Below are 23,568 nucleotides of genomic sequence, written 5' to 3'. Positions count from 1 at the left end.
TTTCGCTATTTTTCCGGCAATTTTCGCTGTTTTACAAAGCGGTTTCGCTGTTTAAGCGTTTACCGTTGCTGTAAATGCACCGGTTTTTAGCATAGATGGGTTTGCTACTGTTATAGTACTGAACCCTTTTTGCATACCCGCCTGCCCGCCCGCGTGAACTATCAATGGTATTCCGTTTGTTATTCTTCCTGTATAGATATGCAAATCTGTTTTTCCAATATTTGTGAGCGTCGTTCCCGGTTTTATGCTCATAATCGTTATCTGTTCCCCCGGTTTCAGCTTTCCGCCGCTGTTGGTGAAGAACACCAACAGCGGCGGAATCAGGCCAATCCCATTAGTCCTGAAAATCGTGGTTCAAGAAGCTATTTAAAAAGATGCCGGCAGCATTTTAGGCTGCCTCTTCGGTTTAAAATTTAATGCAACCGATAATGCGGGTGTTTTGGTTACAATATTAAAATCGGGCTGCACACGCATGCTTAAATCGTCGCTCACATCAAAATCTTTTAAGTGGCCAAATACAGTGGCATCTACCACATTAAGCCCCCACGCCAGTAAAAAGAATAAAGCGGAGTAATCCCTGTCTTTCCTGAACTCGTTGCGGAACGACTGTATGTAAGAAGGATCAATATCCCGCAGCACAGGATACACTTTATTGGTATCGCCGCCGTTTACCAAAATATCATAAGCCTGCTTCGTGCGCTGGTACCAGGTATTGTTATACACAAACAAACATGCCGGCACAGCAAGCGCGCCATATACAATAGGTATTTTCCAGTATTCGCGGTTGTATGCCTGGCCCCAGCCGGGTATAAGGGCCGAGCGCAGCGTGGCAATATGCGGGTCGTGCTTCTTTTTTACGGGCACAGAATCTTTTTTCAGCGCAGCAGCCAAACTATCTTTTTTTTCAGGCTTCAATGTATCGGGCAAAATCTTTTTACCATTATTTACATTAATGGCCGTATCCGGTTTTTGGGCAATGGCGGTGAGCGAAACAGCAGAAGCTATAAAGATTGATATGAAGCAATACAGTAAATGCATGTTAGTCTGCCTGCGCATGCAGCAACTCAAGAATTTTATTGAGCTCATCGTTTGAATAATATTCAATAACGATATTGCCTTTGCCATTTGAGTTATGTTTAAGCGTAACTTTTGTTGAAAAATAGGAGGCTAAATTATCTTCTATACGTTTGTATGCTTCGTTAAGATTTGATTTTCCTGAAGATTTAACAGCTTTTGCATTGTCGTCGCGGTAGAGCCTGCGCACCAGTTCTTCCGTTTGCCTTACGCTAAGCTGTTTGTTTTTTATTTCGTTAAAAAGGTAAAGCTGTTTATCAATCGTGTCAATATTAATCACCGCCCTTGCATGGCCCATGCTTAAATCGCCGTTGCGCACTGCCACCTGTATATCGGGCGGCAGCTTAAGCAGCCTGATATAATTGGTAACGGTGCTTCTCTCCTTCCCCATTCTTTCGGCCACCTGCTCCTGCGTATAGTTCAGCTCATCCATCATGCGTTTATAGCTCAGGCCGATCTCTATGGCATTCAGGTCTTCGCGCTGCAGGTTTTCCAGCAGGGCCAGTTCAAGCAGTTCCCGGTCATTGGTTTGGCGTATGTATGCCGGCAAATCTTTTAACCCTGCAATTTTTGCAGCCCGCAACCTTCTTTCGCCGGCAATTAACTGGTATTTGCCATCGGCAAGCTTTGATACTGTGATTGGCTGCACCACATCAAACTGCTTTAAAGAAGAAGCCAGCTCATTCAGGGCAGCTTCATCAAAATCGCGGCGTGGGTTTTTAGGATTGGGCTGAATTTGTGCCACCGGTATGCGCAGCACATTGGTAGCGGCTTCCACCACATCTGTCTTTAATGTGCCGCTTGTAGTTTTAAGGTCTGAGTCTATGCTCTTTAATAAAGAGCGTATGCCCTTGCCTAATGTTTCTTTATTTGATTTGGATGTTGTCATGTTTAATTAAAGTTCAAATGTTCACGAAGTTCACAGGTTCACGGGTTCACTAAACTTGTGAACATTGGAACAAGTGAACTTTTAAACTATTCAAGTATTCTTTCCTCGTTTTTAATTTTCGTCATATCATTTTTCTGAAGCACCTCTTTTGCGAGGTTCAGGTAATTTACAGACCCCTTGCAATCAGAATCGTACAATACCACCGGCTTGCCCACACTTGGCGCTTCGCTTAATTTACTGTTGCGGTGAATAATGGTATTAAATACCATGTTTTCAAAATGCCTTCGCACTTCGTTTACCACCTGGTTGCAGAGGCGCAGCCTGCCGTCATACATGGTCATCAGAATGCCCTCAATCTGCAAGCCTGTATTTAAACGGTTTTGAACAATTTTTATGGTGTTGAGCAGCTTACCTAAACCTTCCAGGGCAAAAAATTCGCATTGAACGGGAATTACAACACTGTCAGCAGCCACCAGTGCATTTACGGTTATCAGGCCAAGTGAGGGCGAACAGTCAATTACAATAAAATCGTATTCATCTTTTACCGGTTCAAGAATACGTTTCAGCACCAGCTCCCGCTCAGGATAGCTGATCATTTCAATTTCAGCGCCCACCAAATCAATATGTGAAGGGATAAGATCCAGGAAAGGAACATCTGTCTTTAAGATCACTTCACCGGCCGGCGTATCGTTCACCATACAATCGTACAGGCTTTTGGTAATATTATGCAGGTCGAAGCCAATGCCGGTGGTGCTGTTTGCCTGCGGGTCGGCATCAACCAGCAGGGTCTTGAATTCAAGCACAGAGAAACTTGCCGCCAGGTTAATGGCAGTTGTGGTTTTGCCAACACCGCCTTTCTGATTTGCTACCCCAATTGTTCTTGCCATAAAGCCCCTAACCCCTAAAGGGGAATATTTTAATTTTTATTATTTAAATGCAGGTTTTAAACCTCTGTTATTTCAATTCTCAATCAATGTTGCCGCTTACTTAAATTGTAATTTTTGAATATCCAATAACCAGCATTCAATAATCAATTGAATCCATAACATTTAAGTATTGATTATTGAATATTGATTATTTTTTTCAAACTACTTCAATCGTTTCGCCAATTGCAGGCAACAATAAAGTTTTACCGGCGGCTTTAAAATCTGCCGCGGCCTGCTCTTTATCTATTTTTATAAGATCGAATGTGTTATAATGAACGCCAACAATTTTGTTACAATTAATAAAATCTGAAGCAACGATGGCATCGGCCACATCCATCGTAAAATTTCCCCCTATCGGCAATACGGCAAATTTCAGCTTTGCCCAATGCGGAATTAGCTGCATATCCATAGTAAGGGCTGTATCTCCCGAATAATAAAAATCGCCTTCGGCTGTATTAAAAACAAAACCCAAAGGATTGCCGGCATAACCGCCATCAGGAAATGAGGAAGAGTGAATAGCATTCACGGCACGCACTTTTCCAAAATCGAAACTGATGGGGCCGCCATGATTAAGCGGGTGCACTTTTTCTATGCCTTTACAGCCAAGCCAGTCTGCAATTTCAGCTGCCGCTACACAGGTGGCGCCGGTTTGCAGGGCAAGTTCCAGCGCATCTGCAAAATGGTCTGTATGGCCATGCGATAAAAAAATATAATCAGCCTTTATTTCTTTTTTATTAATATGCTTAGCCAGCGGATTATAGGTAATAAACGGATCAAACAAAAGTTTTTTACCATTTACTTCCACGCTAAAGCAAGACTGGCCATAATACGTTAAGTTCATTGCGGTATTATTTTAAAGGGGCACAAAAGTAATTTTTTAGCATCACTGTCTCAACAATATTAATTTTTTAAGGTTTACTTGCAGCGGTTTTTTATGCACATCTTATAAAGCCTGTTTTAATTTGTAAAAATTTTAATATGCGAAGTTTAAGCGGCTGGTGGATTATCATTCTCATCCTGTTACTGGTTGATTTCTATGTTTTCTGGGCACTGCGTTTTCTTACACACAATAACGGCGAAAAGGGCCGTGCCATTATTTACACTTTGCACTGGCTTATTTCAGTTGCCGCCATTGCATTCATTATCGCTTTCCCGCACTCCCGGTTTTTTGCCGCGCACACTGTTTTGCGCAATTATATTTTCGCCATTGTGGTAGGCTTATTCTTTGCAAAGCTGGTTGCTTCCACCCTTTTTCTGCTGGATGATACACGCAGGTTCTTTATTTGGCTCATGGCTAAGATCTTCCCGAAGACCGGTGTTGATTTTACTAGTGAAGAGAATATCATTACCCGCTCTGCTTTTTTAACCTGGACGGGTTTTATTCTCGGCGGCGGATTATTTACGACCCTGCTGGCCGGGTTTTCAAACAAGTATAATTACAAGGTGAGAAGGGTAAAACTGGCTTTTAATAACCTGCCTCAGTCATTTAAAGGAATGAAAATTTTACAGGTGAGCGATATACACAGCGGCAGCTTTACCAATAAAGAAGCGGTTAACCGCGGCGTTGATATGATCGTAAAAGAAAATGCCGATTTAATTCTTTTTACCGGCGACCTGGTAAACGACAAGGCCAGTGAAATGCAGGATTATATAGATGTATTTAGCCGGCTTAAAGCGCCGATGGGCGTGTACAGCACTTTAGGCAATCATGATTATGGTGATTATGTAACATGGCCCAGCCCTGAAGCCAAGCGCGCTAACCATGAAAGGCTGAAAAAGGTTCATGAAGAGCTTGGCTGGCGCCTGCTGATGAATGAGCATGTTGTGCTGGAAAGAGACGGTGAACAAATTGCATTGCTGGGCATTGAGAACTGGAGTGCCTCCAGCCGTTTTCCAAAATATGGCAGGATGGATTTAGCATACCCCGGCACAGAAAAATATTCTTTTAAAATTTTAATGAGCCATGATCCCAGCCACTGGGATGCGGAAGTGCGCCCAAAATATCCTGATATTGACTTAATGCTTTCCGGCCACACACATGGCATGCAGTTCGGTGTTGAAAACCCTTATTTCAAGTGGAGCCCGGTGCAGTATTTTTATAAGGAATGGGCAGGGCTTTATAAAACCGGCAGACAAATGTTATATGTAAACCGCGGTTATGGTTTTATCGGTTACCCGGGCAGGGTTGGCATTTTGCCGGAAATTACGGTAATTGAGCTGGTATAGATCATAGCAGTGTTTTAAACTTTGTCTTTTGCTCACAGAATAAACAATGAATCCGCTGCGGCGAAGAACAAAACCTGCAATTGCTGTTTACCGTAACCCTACACCGCCAGAAACTGTGAATGGATATAATCCACCACATCATTAAAATTCTGGCGGTGGTTATATACTTCAATCTGCCTGTCTGCTCCCGTTCCGTGATCCAGCATTTTGCGCACATACTCAACAGCATAACGGCTGCCTAATTCATCCACCACATCATCCACAAAATCCAGCAGTTCATAAATTAATACGCGGGTATTTACTTCTGTCTCTTTGCCAAAATCAATCAGGCTTCCATCAATGCCATAACGGCTGGCCCGCCATTTATTTTCGTTTACCAAAGCACGCTGATAAATTATAAAATTCAGGTTCTGCAGGCGCAGTTTATACAGTTTGGCGCATATAGCCTGGAACAAAGCGGCAATAGCAATGGTTTCATTAATGGTCATGGGCACATCGCAGATCCTGAATTCCACGGTATTAAAAAAAGGATGCACCCGCAAATCCCACCATATCTTTTTAGCGTTATCAATGCAGTTGGTTTTTATCAGCAGGTTTACATAGTTGTCATACGCTTCAATGCTTTCGAAAAAATCAGGAATGCCGGTACGCGGGAATTTGTCAAACACTTTGGTGCGGTAAGATTTATAACCTGTAAACCGCCCTTCCCAAAAAGGCGAGTTGGTGCTTAAAGCATATACATGCGGCAAAAAATACCTTGCGGAATTGGCAATATGAATGGCCATTTTTCGGTCTTCCATTCCCACATGCACATGCAGGCCGAAAATAAGATTGCTGCGGGCGGCTTCCTGCAGTTCATTCACGATCTGGTTATAACGCACATGGTCTGTTATCAGCTGGCTTTCCCAGGGGCTGAAAGGATGCGTGCCCGATGCCCCCATCCGGAAACCATTCGCCTCTGCTATTTGTGAGATCACGGTGCGCAAGGTGGTTACATCGCGCTGCGCTTCTTCAATATTCTTGCAGATATCAGTGCCCACTTCCACAACAGCCTGGTGCATTTCGGCCTTTACCTTGTCTTTAATTATCTTATGCCCTTCGTTCACTATCTTTTGCTCATGGCTTTTCAGTTCCCGGGTATCAGGATCAACCACCATGTATTCTTCTTCAATACCGAGGGTAAAATGATTATAGTTTATATGCGGCATAATTAATTTTTAAAGATGTCCCTTACTTCAATTTCTAATGCAGGAATACAATGCGGCGAAATAGCTTTTCCGGCATACATTTTACCGCCGCCAAGTTTTCCACCTTCATTTAAAATAAAAACAACTATGTTTTCTTCCACAGGATTAATGATCCAGTATTCATGCACACCGGCCTCTTCATACAATTCAAACTTTAACTGCACTTCTTTCTGGGAATTGCCGGGCGAAAGAATTTCAACCACAAGATCAGGCGCTCCGCAACAGCCACGTTCATCTATTTTGGAAAGATCGCATACAATGCCCAGGTCGGGCTGAACAACGGTTGTTATTTCATTATCTTTTTTCCTGTTCTTTACCGGCAGGCGAACATCAAAAGGAGCTACAAAGAAAAAGCACCGATGTTTTTCAAGGAAAGTTCCTATCCTTAACTGCAGTTTCATTGAAATAACCTGATGTCTTGTGTTCGTCGCAGCAAGCTTGTATATCCTGCCTTTAAACAATTCAAGCCTTTCTTCAAACTTCCATTTTAAATAATCAGCATACGTGTAAGTATAATCCGGCGAAGGTTCTTCCACCATGTTTATTTCGCCTTCGTCATCCATTATCGTAAACATAAAATTTATTTTATGAAATTAACGGTTGTTTATCGGCGCTTGTTTTAATATACCTGCCCCAGGTGAGGTTATCTTTTCCTGCTTCGTTTAACTGCGCTTTTTCAATAGCATAGCTGGCAGCCGTTTCCACTACCCAGGCAAAGTTTTCTTCGCCTACGCTATTCCGGTCGGCATCAGGCGCCGGGTTGCAGAAATCTATTGCATACGGAACGCCATCGCGCAAAGCCAGTTCTACCGTATTAAAATCATAACCCAGATATTCATTGATGCGCAGCACAATATCTTCCATTTCTTTCAGCTTTTCAGCGCCGGGCTTAAAATCGGCCACATAGCGCAGGTGATGCGGGTTGCGTGGCTCATAAGGCATAATGCGCACATATTTGCCGCCTATGCAATAGCAGCGATAGTATTCTTCAAAAATAATTTCTTCCTGCAGCAGCATAACCAGTTGGCCGGTTTCGGCATGCTTTTCATAAAAATCGTTTATGCCGGTAAGCTTATACACATTTTTCCAGCCGCCGCCGGCAAAAGGCTTCATGTAGGCCGGAAAGCCAACATAATTAAAAATGCCCTCCCAGTCTAAAGGATAGGCAAGGTTTGAAAAAGATTCGCCCGATGTATCGGCAGGCAACTCATAAGAAGGCAGGATCACTGTTTTTGGAACCGGCACATTGATTTTTGTAGCGAGGCAGTTATTGAAAAATTTTTCATCGGCGCTCCACCAGAATGGGTTATTGATAACAGCCGTTCCGGTTAAGGCTGCATTCTTTAAAAAAGCGCGGTAAAAAGGCACATCCTGGCTTATACGGTCTATTATAACTGAATACCCGGCAGGCTCACCCTGTATTATTTTATCTATGTGCACAGGTTCCGCCGTTATACCATCAATATGCTTACTGTTTATTCTCTCGATGAATGCCTGGGGAAAGGTTCTTTCTTTCCCGAATAAAATACCGATCTTTTTCATACCATTAGATGTTTTGAAGTGAATAAGTAGCTAAAGCCAATACGGATAAATGTCATGTAATTTTTATTGAAGATAATTGCTCCAAATTAAACTTATATAAAACAAAAGCAGTTTATTTTTTGGCGTACATTTTTAAATTCATCACTTAAAATAATTATCAGGCAGCAAACATCAGGCAAGGAAGGAAACACCGCAGCGCAGGCGTTGATACAATAATGCAACAGGCCTTAATACATTCAATTAACCCACCGGGCATACTCCGGCTGGTGAACAATGTTTATACAAGAAATGCCATAAAGTGATTTTAACCTGTAACAGGTTTTAAACCTTGCAGCAAAAACTTGTGGGTGATAAGCCTGAAGGCTATATTTGAGCCAACAAAACTTACATGCAGCAATTGCCGGAACATGCATTTTGATGCTATTATTCATCTTTTAACAGCATCAAATTATTACTGTTGCTGCATTAATTTCAACGGCAAAAAGTCTCGTATTCTTCAGTCATAAAATATTATTCATGCAATTACCAAAGTGGATCAGGTATTTTTCTTTCCTTATAATTTTACTGGCAATACAGGTACAGTCGCCGGCGCAAAAAATAATCACAAGGCAGGAGCAAAAAATAGATGAAGCATGGAAGTTTCACCTCGGCAATGCCGCCAATCCTTCACTTGATTTTAATTATGGCATAAATGAAACCAGCTTTTCAAAATCAGGTGCTGCCGATGGCATGGCTTACGGCCTGAAATTTAATGATGCAGCATGGAGCGAAGTTCAACTTCCGCACGACTGGGCGGTGGCGCTTCCTTTTGATTACATGAAAAATGAAGATCAGGATGCCCATGGATATAAAGCGATCGGCGGTAATTACCCGCAGAACAGCATTGGCTGGTACCGTAAAGAGTTTACAGTGAGCCACGCAGATTCAGGCGGCCGTTTTGAGCTGAGGTTTGATGGCGTGTACCGCGACAGCAAAGTCTGGATAAACGGTTATTATGCTGGCGGCAACTTCAGCGGTTATACAAGCGCCACTTATGATATTACCGATTTCATCCGTTTTGGCGAAAAAAACATCATTGCTGTAAGGGCCGATGCCACACATTACGAAGGCTGGTTTTATGAAGGTGCAGGCATTTACCGCCATGCCTGGCTTAACAGGTATAATAATCTTCATATAGCGTCTCAGGGCGGTTTATATGTGCGCACCGAAAAAACAGGCGTTAATGCTGATGTTATTTTTCAAACAACCATCATTAATAAAAATACATATACCGCCAATGCCAGTTTGCAGGTAATGGTGCTGAACAGGGATGGCAAAATAATAGCTGTATCAAAACAAACACCGGCCGCATTCGGTATTAATGAGCAAAAAACTTTTACCAGCACCCTTCAGATAAACAATCCTGTTTTGTGGGATATTGATCACCCTTATTTATACAGGGCTGTTGCATTAGTGCGGGAAAACGGCCAGGTGACAGACAGTGTGAACGTGAGGTTTGGCGTGCGCAGTTTTACGTTTGATAAAGACAAAGGTTTTGCGCTGAATGGAAAGTGGCTTAAAATAAAAGGCACCAGCAATCACCAGGACCATGCAGGCGTGGGCGCCGCCTTGCCTGATTACCTGCAATATTACCGAATAGGGTTATTGAAAGAAATGGGGTGCAATGCTTACCGCACAACGCATAACCCGCCCACGCCGGAACTGCTTGACGCCTGCGATAGCCTGGGCATGCTGGTAATGGATGAAACAAGGCTTTTGGCAAGCGGCAGCGAATACGAGAAAGAATTACATGACCTTATATTGCGCGACAGGAACCATGCATCCATATTTATATGGTCTGTAGGCAATGAAGAGTTTTATACGCAGCACACCAACATTGGCAAACGCATAGCCTTAAACCAGTTGATGCTGCAGAAACAATTAGACCCTTCACGCACCAGCACGTATGCAGCCAATATGGGCAATACTTTCCAGGGGGTGAATGAAGTAATCCCTGTTCGCGGTTTTAATTATAACCTTACCGGCGCCGATGCTTATCATTCAGAACATCCCGGCCAACCCGTTGTAGGCACAGAGGTGGCAAGCACGGTTTCAACGAGGGGCATTTATATTAAAGACACGGTGAATTGCTATGTGCCTGATTATGACAGTATATTTCCACCCTGGGCTTCTACAGCAGAATACTGGTGGTCGTTTACTGAAAAAAGAGATTGGTTTATGGGCGGCTTTGCATGGACGGGCTTTGATTACCGCGGCGAGCCAACACCTTATACCTGGCCCAATATCAATTCACATTTTGGTATAATGGATGTGTGCGGTTTTCCTAAAACCGTTTACTATTATTACCAGTCGTGGTGGAGCGATTCAGCCATCATGCATATTGCACCGCACTGGAACTGGAAAGGCGATGAAGGCAAAGAGAAAATTGTATGGGTAAATTCTAATGCAGATAATGTTGAATTGTTTTTAAATGGTAAAAGCCTGGGTAAAAAAGATATGCCCAGATACGGCCACCTGGAATGGAAAGTATTGTATGAACCGGGAACTTTGGAAGCTGTTGGTTACCGTAACGGAAAAAAGATCGTCAGCAAGATAGAAACTACAGCCGCACCGGCATCAGTACAACTTGTTTCATCTAAAAAAGCTTTGCATGCTGATGGTGAAGATGCGGTTGTGGTAAATGTATCTGTATTGGATAATGAAGGCAGGGAAGTTCCCGATGCAGCAAACCTCATCAGCTTTGAAGTGGAAGGCCCCGGTGCAGCTATTATTGGTGCTGGCAATGGCGACCCAAGCAGCCATGAAGCAGATAAGCTTGCAGATGGTATTTGGTACAGGAAATTATTTAATGGCAAGGCGCAGCTTATTGTAAAAGCAGGAAAGCAGGCAGGCGTGGTAAGTGTGAAGGCAACATCAACCGGATTAAAAACAGCAACCCTTCAATTGCAGCAGGATTAGCCGTCATATCGGGCAGTATTAATTCAGCGCCGGCACATGGGGAACATTTTATGAAAGAACCCGCTACCGGTCGGTGTCTCACCGACCGGAGTGCCGCGTATGAAGCGAAAATTTGAAATGCGCCCCATATACCCGGGCAAATTAAAGTTTCATATATTATTTGTAATATTGACACTTATTTTAGAACGCTTATATACTAAACGCATAACAACGATGTTATTTGTTTGCCGGCATCCAGCTAAATTTAAAAAATCAAGCCTGATGAAAAAAAATTGCAAAAGCCTTTTGGCTGCATGCTGCCTCTTAAATGCAGCCATAGCGCAAAAAACAGATTACCCCATTCAGCCGGTGGCTTTTACACAGGTGCATTTAACAGATGATTTCTGGAAACCGCGTTTGGAAACAAATGCCACCGTTACCATTCCGTATATTTTAGATCAGTGCCGTGTGCATGGAAGGATTGACAATTTTTTGATGGCAGCGCATAAGAAAAAAGGCAAGCTCACCACTTACCCGTTTGATGATACGGATTTATATAAACTGATAGAAGGCGCATCGTACAGCCTGCAGGAAAGATATGATGCGAAGCTCGACAGGCAACTGGATACATTGATAAGCATTATTGGCGCTGCGCAGGAGCCGGATGGTTATTTATATACTTTTCGCACGGCGGGCGTTGACGGCACACAAACTACAAACACACCGCAGGATTGGATAGGCAGCAGGCGCTGGGAAAAAGACTCCATATTAAGCCATGAGCTATACAACAGCGGACACCTGTACGAAGCGGCTGTGGCGCATTATGCGGCAACCGGCAAAAAATCTTTTTTAACTATTGCGGAAAAGAACGCAGACTTACTGGTTAAAACTTTTGGCCCTGATGGCATTCATGAATATCCCGGCCACCAGATCGTGGAACTGGGTTTGGTGAAGATGTACCGCGCAACCGGAAAAGAAGATTATTTAAAGCTGGCCAAATTCTTTTTGGATGTGCGCGGGCCCGGCGGCGAAGCCTATAACCAGGCCGATAAAAAAGTGGTTGATCAAACAAAGGCAGAAGGCCATGCGGTTCGCGCAGCCTACATGTACACCGGCATGGCCGATGTGGCGGCGCTTACCAATGACGAAGGTTATCTTGATGCCATTGATACGATATGGGATGATGTGGCCATGCACAAATTATACATTACCGGCGGCATTGGCGCTACCAACAATGGCGAAGCATTCGGCGATGATTATGATTTGCCAAACATGAGCGCTTATGCAGAAACCTGCGCTGCCATTGGCAATGTGTATTGGAACCAGCGCATGTTTTTGCTGCATGGCGATTCAAAATATATGGATGTGCTGGAACGCACACTGTACAATGGTTTGCTGAGCGGCATATCATTGAGCGGCAATCGCTTTTTTTATCCAAACCCATTGGCTTCCGTTGGCCAGCACCAGCGCAGCGCATGGTTTGATTGCGCCTGCTGTATTACCAATATGACAAGGTTTTTGCCATCTATGCCCGGTTATATTTACGCGCATAACGCCAATGACCTCTATGTGAATTTATTTGTGAGCAACAATGCAACCATCAATCTGCAATCAACTGAAGTAAAGCTGGTTCAGCAAACGGAATACCCCTGGCAGGGCAAAGTGAATATAACCCTTGAGCCGGCAAGAGCGAGTACATTTACTATGCATATACGCATACCCGGCTGGGCAGGAAATGAGCCCGTAACAGGCAGCAGCCTGTATGCTTTTATGGATGATGATGCAGCAGATATTCCGGTATATGTAAATGGTGAAAAAACAAATTATACGAGGCAGAAAGGCTATGCTGTTATTAACCGCACCTGGAAGAAAGGCGATAAGATAACCATAAACTTTCCGATGGATGTGCAAAGAGTAACAGCCAGTTCAAATGTAAAAGCCGACATAGGCCGCTTTGCGCTGCAGCGTGGGCCGGTGGTATATTGCATTGAAGGCGCTGACCAAAAGGACAGTTCGGTAATGAGCATTGTGGCAGATACCAATGCCGTTTTCAATGCGGTTTATAAACCGGGTGTTTTAAACGGCATTACGGAAATTAATTTTAAAGGGTATGAAGCTACAAAAGATAATGCAGCAGCGCCTGTCACACAAGCGGTAACAGCCATCCCCTATTACAGTTGGAATAACCGCGGCAGCGGCGAAATGGAAGTATGGATACCATACCAGCCCGGCATTGCAAAGCTAAAGGCAGCGCCAACCGTGGCATCAAAATCCAGAGTATCTGCTTCCATAAACAATAAACTCATGCTGAAGGCGGTAAACGACCAGTATGACCCGTCAGACAGCCATGACCAAAGCATGAGCTATTTGCATTTCTGGCCTGCAAAGGATACAACAGTATGGATACAGTACGATTTTGATTCTGCTTACACCATTTCAAAAAGCAAGGTATATTGGTACGATGACAAGCCCTGGGGCGGCTGCGATTTGCCTGCATCATGGAAGTTATTGTACAAACAAGGTAATGAATGGCTGCCGGTTGAAAACACAACCGCTTATGAAATTGCGAAAGATAAATACAATGCAGTTGAATTTAAACCGGTAACAACAACTGCCTTAAAGCTGGTAATTCAACTGCCAAAGAATGATGCAAGCGGCGTACATGAATGGATTGTAGAGTAAATTAATTTATTGGCTGAAATAAAAACAATACAATAAAATTATTGGAATCTGGCGCAAATAGCATCATTTTATTTTCATAGCATGAACAACAACATCTTTCCAAAAGAAACTTACATCCGCCGCAGGAAACGTTTGGCTGAAAATGCAGGCAACGGCCTTATACTTTTACTGGGCAATGAAGACAGCCCGATGAATTATGCCGACAACTGTTTTCCTTTCAGGCAGGACAGTACATTCCTGTATTATTTCGGCCTGGATATACCCATGCTGGCTGCCATTATTGATATTGACAATGGCAATGAAATTATTTTCGGCAATGATGTAAGCATGGATGATATCATCTGGACAGGGCCCTTGCCTTCAATAGCCGAACTGGCAGCAACCGTTGGCGTTACAAAAACCCAATCGTACAACAGCATTGAAACTATTATACAAAATGCAAAGGCCAAAAATCAACCTGTACACATATTGCCACCTTACCGTGCAGAGAATAAAATAAAATTATCGCAGTGGCTTGGTATTGGCCTGAAGGACGTAAAGCAATTCGCTTCATTAAAACTCATCAAAGCCGTCATTGCCCAAAGGGAATGCAAGGAAGCCTGTGAAGTGGCGCAGATTGAAGAAGCTGTTTCCATCAGCGCGTATATGCATCTGGCTGCCATGCAGTTTGCCAGGCCCGGCATGATGGAGTATGAAGTGGCTGCAAAAGTGGAAGAAATAGCGCTGGCCAGCAACGGAAGATTATCGTATCCCATTATTCTAACCGTGAACGGCCAAACACTGCACAACCATTACCATGGCAATCAACTTAAAGAAGGCGATATGGTTTTGATAGATGCCGGCGCTGAAAATGCAATGCATTATGCCGGCGACCTTACCCGCACTTTTCCTGCCGGCAAAGCATTTTCACCGGGGCAGAAGGATATGTACAACGTTGTGCTGGCCTCTTTAAACCATGCAACAGCTTTATTAAAGCCAGGCATTCAATACAAAGAAATACACCGGCAGGCAGGCATAAAACTGGTTGAAGGTTTAACAGCAACCGGGCTTGTGAAAGGTAACGCAGAAGAAGCTGTTGAAGCCGGTGTTCACACCTTGTTCTTTCAATGCGGCGTTGGCCATGCAATGGGTTTGGATGTACATGATATGGAAGACCTCGGCGAGCAACATGTTGGCTACGGTGATACGCTTAAAAAGAGCACGGAGTTTGGCTGGAAATCGTTACGCCTTGCCAAAGAACTAAAGCCGGGTTTTGTATTAACCGTTGAACCGGGACTGTACTTTATACCTGAATTAATAGACCGCTGGAAAGCAGAAAACAGGCTCGGCAATTTTATCAATTATGATGTTGTTGAACAATATAAAGACTTTACCGGCATTCGCATAGAAGATAATTATCTTATTACAAATGAAGGTTATCAAAAGCTTGGAAAGCATCTTATAAAAGAAACGGATGAAATTGAAGCAATAAGGCTGAATGCATTTTAATGCATATATCCGGGAGCTGCTACCGGTCTGACGCTTTGAAGCGTCAGACCGCGTTTAAACAACCATGTACCATCAGGCTTCATGCTCATAATAAATCTTGTAATATTTGCGGCCGTTTTCATCAATGCCCTGTTCTATCAGCTCGCGGTTGCCGTGAATATAAATATGAAAGTTTTTATCAAGCTTTAAAACACTCTTAAATGCCCGCGCCTGCTGCTTTACAGCCTGTGCCGATATTTCAAAACTATCAGCCGGCTCAACTGCATTTTCCCGGCGGTAATGCTGATCGAATTTTTGAAAAGATTCTATAACATTCGGATGAAAAAAAACTTCCTGTTCAAATTCTTCCTTATCAAACCGATCGTGCTTTTTAAAGTAATCAACAGAGCGGTTGAGCAAATCAATTTTATCAGCTTTGCTCATTTCAAAATCTTCATCTATTTGGCTGGTAACAAACTGTTTGGTGATGCCCAGGAATTGATTGGTTTGCGTAAAATCATTATTCAAAACCAGCACACTTAAGAAATCATCTTTCCAGTATTGCGCTTCAGTTGCTTTATTGGTATTATCAACTATAGATAATATAAATCCATTTTCTTTTTCCGTATTAAAAATAAGGCAGCCTTTATCAAGCTTATTAATGTTGATGCCCTGCCGGCTTTCTATATCAAAACCATCTGTTACCGGCTCCACTTCAATGTACGTGTCTTTATTTTCAGATTTGAACAAGCCAACGGCATCCATGGTTTCACCGTTTAAATGGCAATCTTTAAAATAAGCCACATAAAATTCGCCGCCTTTTATTTTTGGATGCGTGCTTTTATCGTATAAATGTTTGGCAAGATTTACAGATTGTTCATGCAGCGACCGGGGGTTTTCAAAAACTTTTGAAATGCAGGTGTACACTCCATTTAAAGAAAGTTCTATCGTGTGGTAAAAACGGTAATATTCCTCTGATTTGAATGATGAAAGAAAATATTGGCTTAATATATTCTGCAGTTCATCGTTCAGCTTTACTTCCTGTTTTGATAAACGCATAGGCTCGTCCGCAGACTTATTGCCTACCCTATGGATTGAAAAGGATTGTATCATTTTATAGTCTTATCACCAGCTTCTTTAAATGCCTGCTGTTCTATTTCTTCAGTTATTCTAAAGTCCGTTTGTTTAATTTTATCAATAAATGGCTGTATAGATGCAATGATCTTACTAAGTTTTGCTTTTATAATAACACCCAATGTTCCTGTATAAATTTATATTGGGTTTTGCCGCTACTTTTCTTGCATGGTAATCGTCAAGTACAACTACACTGCCCGGTATTTCAAGAGCTAATGCAATAGCATTGCTTTACTTTTATCAAGCTGTATTTCTAAAATCCCCTGTTTGTGTATATCGCTGATTTTTTTGAATTTTTACCCATTCCGGCAAAGGCTCGCCATATTTAACGCTTTTCAATATTTGCGCACAGCATGTACATTGCCTGTAAAGAGGATATTTGTTTAAAAAAATCACTTCCTTATTGTTCTCACACCAAACACCCTGCCTGCCGTTTTGCCATTGGTTGATTGAACTTTTACATTAACGGCTGATTTATCTTTTATCAGTTCAGCAGGAATTGCATATTCTTCATCAAAGAATTTACCGGTAGCGCCGCCTTTCAGTTCAACAGACGCAACCTTTGTTCCGTCAACCAAAATATCAAAGCTCCTGTTCTTATCATCACCTATATAAGTAAACAACAATGCCGTTGGCTTATCGCCATCAACCTTCATATCAAACGAAAAGAAACCATCTTTTCTCACTTCACGGCCGGAGCGGCCATAGGCCTGGTCAACATACGACTGTTCACTCGATTTTAAATTATGATCGCGTTCCGGCTGCATTTCGCCAATGCGGAAATTATCTATTGTTTGTGCTTCAATTTGCTGCAGGCGTTTTTTCTCCGCTTCATATTCAGCCTGCCTTACAGCCCAGTCTGCATTGGTAAAATAATCCCAGTAAACGCTGTAATGATTGTCTATATTTTTATAAAAAGGCGTTAACGCAACATCGAATGGCTTGCCTGTATTTTTGGTATGAAAGGTAAGCGGCGCATTATCATCTTTCACTACCCAGTCGCTCACATTCCTGTTATCCGTTAATAAAACCGGCGTGCCGTAAACGGGATCAGGCATGGTATCGCCAAGATTACCTGCAAGCACCAGCGGGCCGTATAATAAAGCCACACGATTTTTATTATCGGGCATGCTTTCCGTATATAAACTCATATTAAAGGCAATATCAATCCTGTCATTATCATTCCATTTTTTATTGATAACAAGAAAGCCATCAGCATCTTTTTCAACTTTAAATTCTTTACCGTTTACTTTTATTGCCGGGCTGGTTTTTGACCACCATGGCTGGCGGATTTTTACCGGGAATGCAACAGGCTTTTTGGTTGATACGACTATAGACGCTGAACCATTTTCAGGATAAGCTGTATGCTGCGTTACGGTAATATTTTTGCTTTTCCAGTTTAATTGTGATGGAATAAAAAGATTGATATACAAGCAGCCATCTGCCCCTTCAAAATAAATATCCTCTGTGTATTTGGCATGGTTCTCCATGCCGCTTCCCACACAACAGGTGAATGTATTAACAGAGTCGCTGAAATCTTTTTTAGCCCCCATGCGCAATGGCTCAAAATACAGCATCATGGCATTACCGGGATTTTGGGAAGCCAGTATATCGTTGTATAAAGCCCGTTCATAATAATTCATCAGCCTGGCATTTGGCTGCCATGAAAATAAATGGCCGGTAAGCTTGAGCATATTATAAATGCAGCAGCTTTCTGCCGTATTATCGCTCAATGCATCATTCAGTTTTCCGGGCTCGCCAAGATATTCATAGTTACCGTTGCCGCCTGTTGCATAACTATGGCCATCCACTATAATATTCCATGCACGGCCGGCAATGGTTTCATCAGCTTTGTTTGCTGTTAATTCATATTGCCTGGCGCTGCCGATTGCTTTGGGAATATTGGTATTGGAATGTTTGCCTGCCAGCGGGTCGGGCTTGCCTTCAGCTAATGGCTGCATAACAAAATCATCATAGAATTTATAAGAAAGGTTAAGGTATTTTTTGTTGCCTGTTATGGCGTAAATGTTGGCCAGCACATCGTTCATGCCGCCAAACTCACACTTCAGCATTTTCTGGCGTTGTTCTTCGTTTAACGGGTTAACAATTTCACCTGTCCAATCAGCCATTTTTGTAACAATATCCAATGCTTTGTTATTATCTGCATACAAATAGGCATCTGCCAGGCCCGCCATTACTTTATGCACCGTGTACCAGGGGCTCCAGCCTCCATTCAAATCAAAGCCGCCGCTTTTAATTTCGCCGCGCTGCACTTTATAAAAAATAGAGTCTTCATTGGGAATAGCACCCACATAACCCGTTTTTCTTGCTGCCTGACATCTGCCCAATTCATCCACTATATAATCAACCTTTTGCTTAAAACGGTTATCGCCTGTGGAGGCATACATCATGGAGCAGGCCGATAAATAATGGCCCAGAGTATGGCCGGAAAGCCCTTCGCTCTCCCATCCTCCATACACGCTGTCTTTTGGTGGCAGGCCCGCGTTTATATAAAAACGGGTGAGCAGCCGGTTTACGCTTAGCGATAATAAATAGCCCCCATCTATTTCCATGGCATGCTTAAACGGGCTGCTATCAATCAGCCGCACATCTTTTAAATTAAAGGCATAAGCCTGCGGCTGTATAGCAGGTTGCACCTTAAACTTATTGTTGTTTTTTTCAGGCAAATAGGACTGGGAAAATGCATTACAGGCGATTGTTGCTGTAAGTGCCAAAAATGCAAACTTAAGTTTCATGCGTAAAAATAATTATGAAAAATGATGTTATGAAATGCTTTACCATATTGCAATCAGCCGGAATGCTTTTAACTTAATGCACGTTCGATATGCGCCCTGCCTGTTAAAGTCCTGAATTATAGTAAACACAGGATGAATTTGTGCATTTGGCAATTTGTACTTGCTTTATAGGATTGTAAGATGATCTCACATTCCTGCACGTCATTCCCGCGAAGGCGGGAACCTGCTCTTATTATTTAAAGCAACTAATAATATTATCAGCAAACTTACAATTCAGACGTAGATGCCCGGTCAGGCCGGGCATGACGTGCCAGTGGTTATGTTTTATGCTTGCCTTACTTAATGTAAGGCTGGCAATAAGAATAGATTTGTACTTTGGCAAATCAATGATTGCACATTTTTATCCAGCGAGGAGTATATATTATGCCAGGCTCATGTTAAACTTAATAATAAATGCTATTGCTGTTATGCATGCAACAGGATATACATTTAATTTGTCATTGTTGCATTCATTTGTATATGAAGTTTGAAACGATAACGATAAAAGATATAGCAAAAGCGCTTAACCTTTCGGTTTCTACCGTATCAAAGGCTTTGCGTAAAAGCTATGAGATAAGCCAGGAAACGCAAAAGCTTGTTTTAGATTATGCCGAAAAACATAATTACAAACCTAATCCTGTTGCACAGGGTTTGCGCAAAGGTAAAAGCAGGCTGATAGGTGTTATTGTTACAAATATTGACAACAATTTTTTCTCGCAGGTGATTAATGGCATTGAATCTGTTGCACATAAAAAAGGCTATACAGTAATTATTACGCAAACGCATGAATCGTACGAAAGGGAAGTAATTACGGCCCAGAACCTCATGACGCGCTCGCCCGATGGATTGCTGGTTTCTTTATGCGCCGAAACAGCAAACGTTGATCATTTTAAAGAAATACATCATAAAGGGCTTCCGATAGTTTTCTTTGACCGCGTTACCAACGATATTGATACACACAAGGTAACCTGCAATAATTTTCATGGCGCCTATGAGGCCACCAAACACCTTGCACAGCAGGGCTTTCAGCGCATAGCGCATATTACCAGCAGCAATAATTTATCAATTACGCTTGAAAGGCTGGAAGGCTATCTAAAAGCACTTGAAGATAACGGGCTGCAAATAGATGAACGCTACATTAAATACTGCGTGCATGGCGGCATGATACAGGAAGAAACACGGGCTGCCGTAAACGAATTGCTTGCCATGCACGATAAGCCTGATGCGATATTCACGGCATCAGACAGGCTAAGCACTACTACTTTCAGCATACTGTGTGAAGAAGGGATTAAGATGCCTGTACAGATGGGGATGGCAGGTTTTACCAACTCGCTGTCAGCGCATATTTTTAATCCGCCGCTTACCACCATCGTGCAACCCGCTTTTGAAATGGGGCAAAAGGCAACCGAGATGCTTATACAGCTTATTGAAAGCAAGCAGCCGCCTGCCAGATACGAAAAAAAAGTGCTGGATGCAGCGCTTGTAATAAGGCAATCAAGCTTAAAGAAGAAAATACTGCGCAAAGCTGCTGCAGATTGAACTCAGTTATTAAATTTTACCGCCTGCCTTGCCAGCAATTTCCACATTCCTTTTTGCTTTTGCCAAACCAATAGTATTTTCAGTTTAACATGGCCTGGCTTATTGTTGTCATTTGTATCAGCATCCAGTATATGGCGCACGATGGCTGTGTTGCCAAATAACTGTATGGTTTGGTCAAGAAAATTTAGGCTTACAAAATCGGTAGAACCATCTGCAAACGATTTAAGAAATTCAGGCTTGTGCTGAATAAAGCCTGACGAATGGCCATACGTAATGCTGTCTGCGGTAAGTTTATCCAGCTTCCCGGTGTCGCCATCCGCCATAGCCAGCCTGAAATTTTCTACGGCAGCGGATACTTCTTTTTCTTCTTTTGGCTGGGCAGCAGCTTTATGGCTGGTAACAGAAGTAATTATCATAAATGCCAATATGTATTTTATCATAACCGGATTATTTACACCTTAATAAACAACCTGCTTTTGCAAGCCGTTTCGAAATATAATTTCAACCGCATCTTCGCGTATTTCATGTATAGCTTTTACCGGCAACAATTCCTCATCGTTAAACTTCTCCCCCGACTTTTTCCATAACATCAGCGTTGCATAAATATGTTTTTTACCGGAAGGATGTATGGTTGATGAAACATTTATCACATCACTCTCTGCACTTACTGCATTCACGTCAACTGTATGCTTTACTTCCGGCTTATTCCATCCAAGCAGCGATACCATTGCCATCTGGTAAACGCCGTTGTCAATAATCTCAATGTCAAAGCCATTCAGTTTTTTATGCGCTGTTTTTATGCGGCCCTTTACTTCGGGCAATGCATAATGGCCAAGCCGCATATCAATTGTATTAGCGCTTATACAATTATCAACCCTTAAAATGCCGTTGGGCAGGGGTATATCTGCAAGTTTTAACTGAACAGCCGTATCGGTTTCCAGCACGGCATTACGGTAATAAATACCATTATCAAATTTTATAAAATCATATAACCGCAACGGCTTCCATTCATTGTTCTTATTTTTAAAGATATAATTCATTGCTACCACGCCCTGCACGCTGTCTGCCTGCCAGGGAAAAGCACTGTTATAGGAAAGCCGGTTATAATTTTCGCTGGCCCGGAAAGGTTCGCCGGCATCAATAGCTTTTACTTTGCACCAGGCACGAATTTCAGATGCGCCAATGTTTGGATAATCGGTAATAAGTATATGCGAGCTATCGCAGAATAAATTATAAACGCTGTCTTTTTTAAATGCGGTATCCCATAAGCCATCGTTCTCTTTTGCGTTCCAGAAAGGGTTACCGGCAGGCACAAGCAAACCCAGAAAAGCCTTGCCCATCCAGAAAGCGCTGCCACGGCAACTGTAAGGCTGAACGGCAGGTTCAAACGCGCCATAAAAACCAAGCGTGGGCACTTCATCTTTTATAAAGTCAGGGTTTTGCAAAAACTGCAGTAATACACCGGAACTTATCCTGCGCATCCATCCGTAATTAATGTTTGCATCGTTTTCAAAACCCATTAAAGGAAATGGTATAATGGCGCCCATACGGTAACTCATGCTTCTGCCCCATAAAATCATGTTGCCGTCTTTGCTGAACATGCGCGCATATACATCTTTCAACGGCTTAAAGTTTTCTTTAAATTTTGCAGCATATTCCGGGTAATAGGTATTGCCAAAAAATTCAGACCAAACCGTGCCATACATCTGAAACGCCCACATGCTGTAATAATCATAAGCGGGGTTATCGTTATACCAGCCATCGCCGCGATAATGGGCCAGCGATTTATCCAGGTATTCAACCAGCAGTTTTTCATTTACGGCATAGCCCTGCGATTTAAAAAAGCTAAGCACAAAAATGTTGAAGAATTTCCAGTTGGATGGCACCGTTGGCCCATCGCCATAGCTTAACATGGTTGCCGCCAGCGCATCTTTTATTTGTTGCGGAAGCGGCTTCCATAAAATTTCAGGTATTGAAAAAAGGGAAAGCGATAATGCGCCAAATTCAACCAGGTTTTGATGCGGCCCACCGTTTGGTGCACGGTGTTGTATAAAAGTGGCATCGGTTGAATCAACCAGTTTTGAAATATGGTAACGGTAATAATCTGCCACCTTTATATTGTTTATTACAAGCGTTGAATCTTCCCTTAATAAAGGCGCAGCCATAAATAAGGTTCTGCATAAACCTTCCAGTTTTTCAGTTGGCGCCTGGGCATTTGACCTGGGATAACTCTTGCCGGGCTGTTTTGGAAACTGCATGGGGTCTTTCATATTATGCACATAATGAAATGCGCCCTGCAATAAATATAAAGCGGCATCTTTCCAGTGCTGCCGCGTCATGCCCGTATAAGGGCTTAATGTATAATCAGGGTTTGCAACTTTAAATATTTTATGCCCATTATGCCGCAAAACAAAAGCGGTATCACCGCCATATTGCGCATTGGCAAACAAAGTTGTAAACAAGCATAAAAAAGAAAAGAAAGCCCTTGAAATATTATTCATTATATGGTTATAAAAAACTGAAATAATATGGTTCAAACAACCTGTTTATATTAAACAATGCAAACGCTGTATAACCCGCACGGCGCTGCAAGCAGGGCAATTCAAATTTTTGTTCCTTGCATAATTTTCCATCCGGCAGGGCGCCAACCATAGCTGGTTTTAAATTGCACCCTACAAGTGTACAGGATAATTATATTTGAAGAAAGGAATGAAGCCTGTTTATTTACGAAAACGTTGTAGAAAAGCTTATTGCCTTTTATTGGCAACTATTTTTTCTGATAAACCCTTACATAATCCACTTCGAATGTTTTGGGAAATGTTGTTTGTAATGGGTCGCCGCCATTCAATCCGCCAATGGCAAAATCAAACAGCATGTATTGCGGCTGCGTGAATGGGTTAAAGCCGCTGCCGTCTTTATTCACGAGGGAATCAAGCGGCACTTTAATCATTAATACATCATCCACATACAAAGCAATGGCAGATGAATCCCAATCCATGCGCCATACATGAAACTGTGACGCCCACACAGTATCAACAGGTTTCTTCCTGCTATACCAATACGCCTTATACGGTATTGATGTACCGATAGCAATGTTGGCCAAAAGGCTG

19 protein-coding genes are annotated in these 23,568 nt (G+C 42.5%); 5 read left to right on the top strand and 14 right to left on the bottom strand.

Annotated features, from left to right (window positions below; genetic code table 11):
- Positions 1-51: 51 nt before the first annotated feature.
- The 5 genes from QM629_RS08380 to QM629_RS08360 all read right to left on the bottom strand — a co-directional run bounded on the left by QM629_RS08380 (position 52) and on the right by QM629_RS08360 (position 3,730).
- Positions 52-252 (bottom strand): hypothetical protein, encoded by a 201-nt coding sequence (locus tag QM629_RS08380; RefSeq protein WP_415159107.1) that lies wholly within the window; start codon positions 250-252, stop codon positions 52-54.
- A 114-nt stretch (positions 253-366) separates the two neighbouring features.
- Positions 367-1,056, bottom strand: coding sequence for a DUF5683 domain-containing protein (locus QM629_RS08375; RefSeq protein WP_415159105.1), 690 nt, complete (start codon positions 1,054-1,056; stop codon positions 367-369).
- Entirely contained in the window at positions 1,040-1,963 is a 924-nt protein-coding gene (locus tag QM629_RS08370; protein ID WP_415159103.1) for a ParB/RepB/Spo0J family partition protein, read from the bottom strand. Before QM629_RS08370 ends, QM629_RS08375 begins: the two co-directional genes overlap by 17 nt.
- Positions 1,964-2,049: 86 nt before the next feature.
- Positions 2,050-2,850, bottom strand: a complete 801-nt coding sequence (locus QM629_RS08365; protein ID WP_415159101.1) for a ParA family protein — start codon at positions 2,848-2,850, stop codon at positions 2,050-2,052.
- Positions 2,851-3,046: 196 nt separating this feature from the next.
- On the bottom strand, positions 3,047-3,730 hold the full coding sequence (locus tag QM629_RS08360; RefSeq protein ID WP_415159099.1) for a metal-dependent hydrolase: 684 nt from the start codon (positions 3,728-3,730) through the stop codon (positions 3,047-3,049).
- 137 nt (positions 3,731-3,867) lie between these two features.
- Between QM629_RS08360 and QM629_RS08355 the strand changes: the two genes are divergently transcribed.
- The gene (locus QM629_RS08355; protein WP_415159097.1) at positions 3,868-5,115 is read left to right on the top strand and encodes a metallophosphoesterase; all 1,248 of its coding nucleotides are present in this window, start codon (positions 3,868-3,870) and stop codon (positions 5,113-5,115) included.
- 98 nt (positions 5,116-5,213) lie between these two features.
- Here QM629_RS08355 and QM629_RS08350 read toward each other — a convergent pair whose 3' ends face one another.
- Genes QM629_RS08350 through QM629_RS08340 form a run of 3 tightly spaced genes read right to left on the bottom strand, consistent with a single transcriptional unit; the run spans position 5,214 to position 7,904 of the window.
- Positions 5,214-6,323, bottom strand: a complete 1,110-nt coding sequence (locus tag QM629_RS08350) for a carboxylate-amine ligase (protein WP_415159095.1) — start codon at positions 6,321-6,323, stop codon at positions 5,214-5,216.
- 2 nt (positions 6,324-6,325) lie between these two features.
- Positions 6,326-6,937: a Uma2 family endonuclease gene (locus QM629_RS08345; RefSeq protein WP_415159093.1), complete on the bottom strand. Its 612-nt coding sequence runs from the start codon at positions 6,935-6,937 to the stop codon at positions 6,326-6,328.
- 10 nt (positions 6,938-6,947) lie between these two features.
- A complete protein-coding gene (locus tag QM629_RS08340) occupies positions 6,948-7,904 on the bottom strand; it encodes an ATP-grasp domain-containing protein (protein WP_415159091.1) in 957 nt (318 codons plus the stop codon).
- 516 nt (positions 7,905-8,420) lie between these two features.
- Here QM629_RS08340 and galA point away from each other — a divergent pair.
- The 3 genes from galA to QM629_RS08325 all read left to right on the top strand — a co-directional run bounded on the left by galA (position 8,421) and on the right by QM629_RS08325 (position 15,011).
- Positions 8,421-10,862 carry a beta-galactosidase GalA gene (galA, locus tag QM629_RS08335; protein WP_415159089.1) on the top strand — a complete coding sequence of 814 codons (2,442 nt, stop codon included), beginning with the start codon at positions 8,421-8,423 and terminating at the stop codon, positions 10,860-10,862.
- A 261-nt stretch (positions 10,863-11,123) separates the two neighbouring features.
- Positions 11,124-13,523, top strand: coding sequence for a glycoside hydrolase family 127 protein (locus QM629_RS08330; RefSeq protein ID WP_415159087.1), 2,400 nt, complete (start codon positions 11,124-11,126; stop codon positions 13,521-13,523).
- A gap of 81 nt (positions 13,524-13,604) precedes the next feature.
- Positions 13,605-15,011 carry an aminopeptidase P family protein gene (locus QM629_RS08325; protein WP_415159085.1) on the top strand — a complete coding sequence of 469 codons (1,407 nt, stop codon included), beginning with the start codon at positions 13,605-13,607 and terminating at the stop codon, positions 15,009-15,011.
- Positions 15,012-15,083: 72 nt separating this feature from the next.
- Here QM629_RS08325 and QM629_RS08320 read toward each other — a convergent pair whose 3' ends face one another.
- From QM629_RS08320 to QM629_RS08310, 3 genes are all read right to left on the bottom strand, one after another.
- Complete coding sequence (locus tag QM629_RS08320; protein ID WP_415159083.1) at positions 15,084-16,103, bottom strand: nucleoid-associated protein; 1,020 nt, start codon at positions 16,101-16,103, stop codon at positions 15,084-15,086.
- Complete coding sequence (locus QM629_RS08315) at positions 16,100-16,246, bottom strand: DUF3368 domain-containing protein (protein WP_415159081.1); 147 nt, start codon at positions 16,244-16,246, stop codon at positions 16,100-16,102. The genes QM629_RS08320 and QM629_RS08315 overlap by 4 nt, the downstream gene beginning before the upstream one ends.
- Positions 16,247-16,516: 270 nt before the next feature.
- A complete protein-coding gene (locus tag QM629_RS08310; protein ID WP_415159079.1) occupies positions 16,517-18,880 on the bottom strand; it encodes a beta-L-arabinofuranosidase domain-containing protein in 2,364 nt (787 codons plus the stop codon).
- 519 nt (positions 18,881-19,399) lie between these two features.
- Here QM629_RS08310 and QM629_RS08305 point away from each other — a divergent pair.
- Complete coding sequence (locus QM629_RS08305) at positions 19,400-20,458, top strand: LacI family DNA-binding transcriptional regulator (RefSeq protein WP_415159077.1); 1,059 nt, start codon at positions 19,400-19,402, stop codon at positions 20,456-20,458.
- 2 nt (positions 20,459-20,460) lie between these two features.
- Here QM629_RS08305 and QM629_RS08300 read toward each other — a convergent pair whose 3' ends face one another.
- The 3 genes from QM629_RS08300 to QM629_RS08290 form a co-directional block, all read right to left on the bottom strand.
- Positions 20,461-20,898 (bottom strand): nuclear transport factor 2 family protein, encoded by a 438-nt coding sequence (locus QM629_RS08300; RefSeq protein WP_415159075.1) that lies wholly within the window; start codon positions 20,896-20,898, stop codon positions 20,461-20,463.
- 18 nt (positions 20,899-20,916) lie between these two features.
- A complete protein-coding gene (locus tag QM629_RS08295; RefSeq protein ID WP_415159073.1) occupies positions 20,917-22,959 on the bottom strand; it encodes a DUF2264 domain-containing protein in 2,043 nt (680 codons plus the stop codon).
- Between the two features lie 266 nt (positions 22,960-23,225).
- Positions 23,226-23,568: family 16 glycosylhydrolase (locus tag QM629_RS08290; RefSeq protein ID WP_415159071.1), on the bottom strand; the 343-nt coding region annotated here is incomplete at its 5' end.

The organism is Parafilimonas sp. (assembly GCF_047606085.1).
Classification (GTDB): Bacteria; Bacteroidota; Bacteroidia; order Chitinophagales; family Chitinophagaceae; genus Parafilimonas.
Note: the sequence above shows the minus strand (reverse complement) of the source record. Positions and strands in the feature narration are given on the sequence as shown.

Bases quoted from the DNA above. Each gene is read 5' to 3' on its own strand.
- QM629_RS08375 (WP_415159105.1), bottom strand. From the start codon at position 1,056: ATGCGCAGGCAGACTAACATGCATTTACTGTATTGCTTCATATCAATC.
- QM629_RS08305 (WP_415159077.1), top strand. From the start codon at position 19,400: ATGAAGTTTGAAACGATAACGATAAAAGATATAGCAAAAGCGCTTAAC.
- QM629_RS08350 (WP_415159095.1), bottom strand. From the start codon at position 6,323: ATGCCGCATATAAACTATAATCATTTTACCCTCGGTATTGAAGAAGAA.
- QM629_RS08360 (WP_415159099.1), bottom strand. From the start codon at position 3,730: ATGAACTTAACGTATTATGGCCAGTCTTGCTTTAGCGTGGAAGTAAAT.
- QM629_RS08365 (WP_415159101.1), bottom strand. From the start codon at position 2,850: ATGGCAAGAACAATTGGGGTAGCAAATCAGAAAGGCGGTGTTGGCAAA.
- galA (WP_415159089.1), top strand. From the start codon at position 8,421: ATGCAATTACCAAAGTGGATCAGGTATTTTTCTTTCCTTATAATTTTA.
- QM629_RS08355 (WP_415159097.1), top strand. From the start codon at position 3,868: ATGCGAAGTTTAAGCGGCTGGTGGATTATCATTCTCATCCTGTTACTG.
- QM629_RS08320 (WP_415159083.1), bottom strand. From the start codon at position 16,103: ATGATACAATCCTTTTCAATCCATAGGGTAGGCAATAAGTCTGCGGAC.
- QM629_RS08325 (WP_415159085.1), top strand. From the start codon at position 13,605: ATGAACAACAACATCTTTCCAAAAGAAACTTACATCCGCCGCAGGAAA.
- QM629_RS08330 (WP_415159087.1), top strand. From the start codon at position 11,124: ATGAAAAAAAATTGCAAAAGCCTTTTGGCTGCATGCTGCCTCTTAAAT.
- QM629_RS08295 (WP_415159073.1), bottom strand. From the start codon at position 22,959: ATGAATAATATTTCAAGGGCTTTCTTTTCTTTTTTATGCTTGTTTACA.
- QM629_RS08310 (WP_415159079.1), bottom strand. From the start codon at position 18,880: ATGAAACTTAAGTTTGCATTTTTGGCACTTACAGCAACAATCGCCTGT.
- QM629_RS08345 (WP_415159093.1), bottom strand. From the start codon at position 6,937: ATGTTTACGATAATGGATGACGAAGGCGAAATAAACATGGTGGAAGAA.
- QM629_RS08380 (WP_415159107.1), bottom strand. From the start codon at position 252: ATGAGCATAAAACCGGGAACGACGCTCACAAATATTGGAAAAACAGAT.
- QM629_RS08300 (WP_415159075.1), bottom strand. From the start codon at position 20,898: ATGATAAAATACATATTGGCATTTATGATAATTACTTCTGTTACCAGC.
- QM629_RS08370 (WP_415159103.1), bottom strand. From the start codon at position 1,963: ATGACAACATCCAAATCAAATAAAGAAACATTAGGCAAGGGCATACGC.
- QM629_RS08340 (WP_415159091.1), bottom strand. From the start codon at position 7,904: ATGAAAAAGATCGGTATTTTATTCGGGAAAGAAAGAACCTTTCCCCAG.